Source organism: Dulcicalothrix desertica PCC 7102 (assembly GCF_003991905.1).
In the GTDB taxonomy this organism is placed as follows: domain Bacteria; phylum Cyanobacteriota; class Cyanobacteriia; order Cyanobacteriales; family Nostocaceae; genus Dulcicalothrix; species Dulcicalothrix desertica.
Window position 1 is genome coordinate 941,062 of the sequence record NZ_RSCL01000001.1, and the last position, 6,065, is coordinate 947,126.

General features: G+C 42.9%; 7 protein-coding genes. 6 read left to right on the plus strand and 1 reads right to left on the minus strand.

The window, feature by feature from the left end:
* Positions 1-46 precede the first annotated feature (46 nt).
* Complete coding sequence (locus DSM106972_RS04120) at positions 47-934, minus strand: phosphodiester glycosidase family protein (protein WP_127079047.1); 888 nt, start codon at positions 932-934, stop codon at positions 47-49.
* Between the two features lie 107 nt (positions 935-1,041).
* Between DSM106972_RS04120 and DSM106972_RS04125 the strand changes: the two genes are divergently transcribed.
* The 6 genes from DSM106972_RS04125 to DSM106972_RS04150 all read left to right on the plus strand — a co-directional run bounded on the left by DSM106972_RS04125 (position 1,042) and on the right by DSM106972_RS04150 (position 5,919).
* Complete coding sequence (locus tag DSM106972_RS04125; protein WP_127079049.1) at positions 1,042-1,938, plus strand: AraC family transcriptional regulator; 897 nt, start codon at positions 1,042-1,044, stop codon at positions 1,936-1,938.
* 158 nt (positions 1,939-2,096) lie between these two features.
* Positions 2,097-2,681 (plus strand): sigma-70 family RNA polymerase sigma factor, encoded by a 585-nt coding sequence (locus DSM106972_RS04130; RefSeq protein ID WP_127079051.1) that lies wholly within the window; start codon positions 2,097-2,099, stop codon positions 2,679-2,681.
* Positions 2,682-2,706: 25 nt separating this feature from the next.
* Positions 2,707-3,555: an anti-sigma factor gene (locus DSM106972_RS04135; protein ID WP_127079053.1), complete on the plus strand. Its 849-nt coding sequence runs from the start codon at positions 2,707-2,709 to the stop codon at positions 3,553-3,555.
* A 197-nt stretch (positions 3,556-3,752) separates the two neighbouring features.
* Positions 3,753-4,442 carry a hypothetical protein gene (locus tag DSM106972_RS04140; RefSeq protein ID WP_127079055.1) on the plus strand — a complete coding sequence of 230 codons (690 nt, stop codon included), beginning with the start codon at positions 3,753-3,755 and terminating at the stop codon, positions 4,440-4,442.
* A 280-nt stretch (positions 4,443-4,722) separates the two neighbouring features.
* Positions 4,723-5,172 carry a fasciclin domain-containing protein gene (locus tag DSM106972_RS04145; RefSeq protein ID WP_233787758.1) on the plus strand — a complete coding sequence of 150 codons (450 nt, stop codon included), beginning with the start codon at positions 4,723-4,725 and terminating at the stop codon, positions 5,170-5,172.
* Between the two features lie 99 nt (positions 5,173-5,271).
* On the plus strand, positions 5,272-5,919 hold the full coding sequence (locus tag DSM106972_RS04150) for a hypothetical protein (protein ID WP_127079057.1): 648 nt from the start codon (positions 5,272-5,274) through the stop codon (positions 5,917-5,919).
* Positions 5,920-6,065 lie beyond the last annotated feature (146 nt).

Here is a 6,065-nt window from a genome sequence, read left to right on the forward strand (position 1 = left end):
AGCATGACAAAAGTATAGTTATCTTATTTGCACTAATAAAGTATAGTTATTTTATTTGCACTAATAATGCTGACTTGACGGGACGAATAGTAGAATTTCCCTGTTTATTTATTTTGCCGTTATAAGTTTTGCCGTTGTAGTAAAGTGAAGATGAACTGCCACCATCTAGGTTCATTGCTGAGTTGGCGCCTAAATTTTTCATTAACTCTGCTAATTTAGGTAAAGATATACCTGATGGAGTTTCTGGTTTCTGCGCTACCATTACTAAAATAATACTTCCATCGTCAGTAATTCCTACAGCACTTCGAGCATTAAGTTGAGTGCTACCAATTGCGTCTCGACCAGTAGTGTTATCTACAAAACCTTCTTGGGCTAAAGTGAGTTCGGGTAATAATTGTGAACCGGCGCCTATTGCGTCGATAATTTTACAGTTAGGCGCCGTTTTATCTTCGTGTAGTGAAATTTCGTATTGTATCTTAGAACCACATAATATTTTTCTAAATTCACTGCGGTTTAAGATTTTAGGTAAATAAGATTGTAGGTCAGGATTATTTATAAGTCTTTCGTTTAGTTTTGGGTCTGCTACTTTATTTCCTTGTATAGTAATGTGAGACGTTGTTTTTTGATTAATTGGGTCAAAATATCCAGCGTTTATGGCTGCGATAGCTTTGTGCTTCTTGGCAAATTCTTCAATTGTAATTAATTTATCTGATACTGCGGGAGTTACTAAATACGCACTGTTGGCTGGAATTTTAACGATATGAGCTATGCTATCTGGTAACACGCGCGTTTCGTACTGAATTTTTTGAGATGGCGTTTCTGTATCTTTTTGTGCAATTGTAGTAGAAGTTACAGGTACACTAAAGGGGCGCCAGGTAAATAGAAGCGTTCCTAAAGTTACCACTAATAAACTATACTGCCAGATTTTTTTCACTTTGTTGTAGGTTGGGTGGAGGAACGGAACCCTAGCACTTATATGTTAAATTTGGATGCGTCATTTTAGGTAGTAAAATGTTGGCAAATTCGTAAAGAGAGTAGCGTATGGATTCCAGCCAACCCAACCAAGTTGATTTTAGTCAGCAGCAAGAACGTTCACCTGTGACGCAACGACCTTGGTTACGCTCTAGCCACGGTCTAGGATGGAATCATTTATCCCTCCACCACAAACGGTGTCCCCCCCTTGAAATACCTGAATTGCAGCCGCTTCAGCATATTATTGAAATCAATTTATTACCAAACTCCAGGGCTGAGTACAGAGCCAATGGTCGTCTCTACGAATCTAACGTAAGTTATGGCTCAATGATGCTTGCACCTGCCTATACTTGCTATCAAATTGCTACTTTGAGTGATGCAGAGTCTGTTTCCATCTCTCTCGAACCTGACTTTGTTGCTCGTACTGCCTATGAAATCTTGGATTCGGAGCGTGTTGAGTTAGTACTTGCACCGGGAACATTCGATCCATTGATTTATGGAATTGGGATGTCTTTGAAGGCAGAACTCGAATCTAGTTCGCCTGTATCCAACTTTTATATTGATTCTCTGGCGAATACGTTAGCCACTCATTTATTGAGAAACTATATTACATGCACAGATTCTCGAATGGTAGCTGTAGAAGAATCCCAGCACAATTTTATTCAAGTTATCGATTATGTTGAGGCATATCTAGAACAACCTATCGAGTTAGAGGAGCTAGCGCGGATCGCGGGGATGAGTCGATTTTATTTTTGTCGTCTATTTAAAAAAACAATCGGATTAACGCCCCACCAGTTTGTTATTAAGCGGCGGATAGAAAGAGCAAAGCACCTGCTTTTTCGAAGCAATTTAAGTATTTCTGAAATTGCTGTTGCTTGTGGATTTGCCAATCAAAATCATTTGACTAGGTACTTCAAACGCTTGACAAATGTTACTCCTAGTGTGTTTCGGCAGCGAGCGCAATAATAGACTGTTATGAGGGCAATAATTGAGGCTACAAATTGCTGCTAAATCGCATATCTTGAAATAGTCCTCTCTCAACTCACCTTTTGCAGGATAGGCAAGGTCATAGTTGACTGTGGTGTTGCTTCTCTGTTTTTTCCCATTTAAGTTTACTCATATCTATGGATTCGACACCTTCGCTCCTTGCCGTCAACGAACAATCAACAGACCTAGAAATTTTTTTGGCGATTCAAAAGCAGCAGGTCAAAGCCTTAGATATGCTGTACGACCGCTACGGCAAGCTCGTTTATAGTACCGCAGTTCAGATACTGAACAACGTTGAAGAAGCCGAAGAAGTAACTCAAGAAACATTCCTTTACCTTTGGCAGCGCAGCGAGATCTATCAGCCCAAGAGGGGTTCTCTCAGCAGCTTTCTCATCACTATGACCCGGTCGCGCTCCATCGACCGATTGAGATCGCGCAAGTCAAGCCAAGAAAAGCTTCAGCGATTTCAAACGTTCTCAGATTGTATACCACACTACAATCCCCCGCTAGAATTTGTTACAGTGCAAGAGCGTGTTAACCTGGTAAATGAAGCGCTCAAACAGCTTTCACCCGACGACAGACAGCTTTTAGAAACCGCCTATTATGAAGGGTTGAGCCAGTCGGAAATTGCTAAACGAGACTGCATTCCGCTCGGCACGGTCAAATCGCGCGCTCGTCAAGCACTCAAGAAGCTTCGTACTGTACTCAACCACCTCGTTTAGTCGTTCCTATCCCACACCGATAACCATGATTCGCCCCACCAACGACCCCAACCAGACCGATTTAGTGGCAGGCTATATTCTCGACGATTTGAGTCATGAGGAAGCTGCTCGCCTAAATCAGGCGTTAGCCGAAACGCCAACGCTGTATGAAGAAATCGAATCATTCCAAGAGGCGTTTTCTTTGCTCCCTTACGATATGCCGATTTTGGAACCCTCCGCGCGCCTTAAAGAAAAAATTATCAGTGCCGCGAGTCAGTCAATTGCAGGCGCCAGTATAGAATCTTCCCATTCCAACGTTGTGCCAATTGCTTCAAGGCGCCGCAGTTGGAAACGCTGGATACCAGCGATTAGTACGAGCATTGCAGCTGTAGCGGTAACGGCTCTGGGTATAAACCAAGTTCTTTTAGGTCGCCAGTCCCAACAGATGGCAGCCCTTCAACAACAGCTTGAAGCCACGAATAATGAGCTAAAGCGTCTCAAGAGCGAACTTCAAGCCAATCAAACTACAATCGCACGTCTGAGTCAACCTGATACTCAGGTGTATTCTTTGGTAGGTGCAGCGCCAAACCCGAAAAATAGGCGCCTTGCAACAGCGCGACTGTTGGCTAAACCGGGGGATGTGACCATTACGCTCGTAGCCCAAGACCTACCCAAGCTCGCAAACAACCAGATATATCGGCTTTGGTCAGTTGCCACTCCCTCAGCCGCTCCAATGTACTGCGGACAGTTTCGCCAAGATGACAGTGGTACGGCGCAGTGGGTCGCTCCAAATGCGGCCTGCACTAAGAACCCTTCGCAGTTGCTCATTACGCTGGATGCCCCTACCGATCCAATTACCTCAGCAGGCCCATTAGTAATGCGAAGCCTTAGTTAGGCAAATAGAAGTGGTGCAGGTAAAGATATTAAACCCACCATAATCGAAAAAAGATTCATCCAATTTCAATCTCGCTTCGTATACTCATCAAGAGCCAAGCTTAAGCTTTGTTCTTACAATGATGAGTCAGTGAAAATTAAGATACTGCCATCAAATAACGTTTTCTCTCAACCCACCTTTTGGATAATTTTACTGCGATGAAACTCACTTTTTTGTCTAAAACCGTTCGCACCCTCGGCTTAATGACTCTACTTTCTGTTATGGTCGGTACATCTGTGCAACAGAGCGTTCAAGCTCAAACTCAAAGTACAGCAGATTTTCTAGAGCAAAGTAAAGCCTGCGATCGCGCTATGAAAGAAGACGGTGAAGAAATGGACGGGGGATACTTTTTTGATGACTTTAAAGGATTAAATCTGACTGACCAACAGAAAAAAGCCTACGAAGTCTTAGACGCACAAGCGGAGGCAAAAAGAGCAGAAATTTATAAGGGGAGTATATCCGTAGCAGACCCGGCTGCAATCTTGTCATTTTCATCCTCACCGGGAGTTTCAGTCCCCCCAGATGTTCAAGCTGCTATTCAAGAAGCACTCAATAGCAACCCTAAAATGGATCAAGAAGCAGCGCTTAATCAGAAGTTTGGTAAGTACGGACGCTTTATCGGTTCTTACATAACTTATTTCACGCCAGAACAGGAAACCCAGCTAAGTCAGATCGGCAAAGATTTTTATAGTCAGGTTCAAGACCTCATGACACCTGAACAACAGCCGCAATATAGCAAAAATTTAGCCGCTAGACTCAGGATCAATGCAGCCTGCGATGTGAAGGGGCCGATTTCCAGCTACCCAGCTCTAGGACAAATAAGCGATACGATACCGACAAAAAAATAGCTCCTGCTCTCAAATAAGGTTCTATTGCTACATTGACCGCGCTCGAAAAAAAAGATTCATCCGATTTCAATCTCGCTTCGTATACTCATTAAGAACCAAGCTTAGGCTTTGTTAAACAACATCCTATTCCAACTTACCTAACCTTTTAGAGATTTTTACTACTATGCAACTCACTTTTTTGTCTAAAGCTGTTCGCACTTTCAGCTTGGCAGCTGCACTCTCGGTTATGGTCGGCATTACAGCAGAGGCAAACGCTTCTCACAACGTAGCTGGCAAGAAAATGGCAGGCACTCACGTAGCAACGCGACCCACTCAAGCGGGTACAATCGTTGAAATTGCAGCGGGCAATCCTTCTTTTTCAACACTAGTGAAGGCAGTGCAAGCGGCTGGATTAGTCGAAACACTCTCTGGCAAGGGACCATTCACTGTATTTGCGCCAACCAATAAAGCCTTTGCAGCGCTGCCAAAGGGAACGCTAGAAAAGTTACTTAAGCCAGAAAATCGCAATTTGCTGCGTAAGGTGTTGACTTACCACGTCGTTTCAGGCGATTTAATGTCTAGGAATTTGCGCTCAGGTCGAGTGGCAACCGTGGAAGGTAATCGCGTAGCAGTACATGTGCGGAAGAAAGGAATCAGAGTCAACAATGCCAATGTCGTGAGAGCCGATATTGATGCTAAGAATGGCGTCATTCATGTTATAAATCGTGTACTTTTACCACCTGGTTTATAGTAGACATCTCCAAAAAAGAGACGTTACATGTAACGTCTCTACTTCCGTCAAATAACGTCCTTTCTCAACTCACCTAACCTTTTGGAGATTTCTACTGCTATGAAACTAACATTTTTATCAAAGACATTCGGCGCCTTATTCTTAATCGCTCTAGCTGCAATAGGTAGCGTTGGGCTACAGAAACCCGCCGATGCTCAACTTCAAGCTCAGACTGAACCCGCTCAGAATGCCTGCTCAATCGCTTCTGCTCAAGTACCAGAAAGTGTCTTCGATGGCGTTAATCTTTCTGCTGAACAATTTGCTGCCTATGATGCCGTCACTAAAAGGTATGACGATGAGGTAGTCTCCCGGCTAACTGCAAAGGCTACAAAAGTAATAAAACCTAATGCAGTTGTTGGGTTTTTTCAACGGCAAGGCGTAGAAATACCACCTCAACTGCAAGAAACGATTGCGAGTGAAGCGGGTAATTCCAAACCTGCCCAAATTGACTCATTGACTGCGAAATACGGACAGCATGGAAGCTTCATTCCAGAGAAAACGCTTGTTTATAATCAAGAACTATTTGAGGAGTTTCAAAAAGAGAGTCAAATTTTACTTTTGCAGATTCTTGCTGTAATGAACCCTGAGCAACAACAGAAATATCAACAGAATCAAGAAGCCTTCCGAAGAAGCGATAAAGCTTGTGGTATTGATAATAGTCCTTTTATTAAAGTTGGAGATTCCTATGAATTGGGGGGGTACTATTAGGTCAAAATCAGCATTTATGACTATTTATTATAAGTTTTGGTGAGTTGATATTCTTTTATTCTCATAAAATAAGTAAGTCGGCGCCAAAATTCCTAACTATGTAACGAAAAGTTAATAAGAGACGTTAGAGTTAAATTTTACACGCT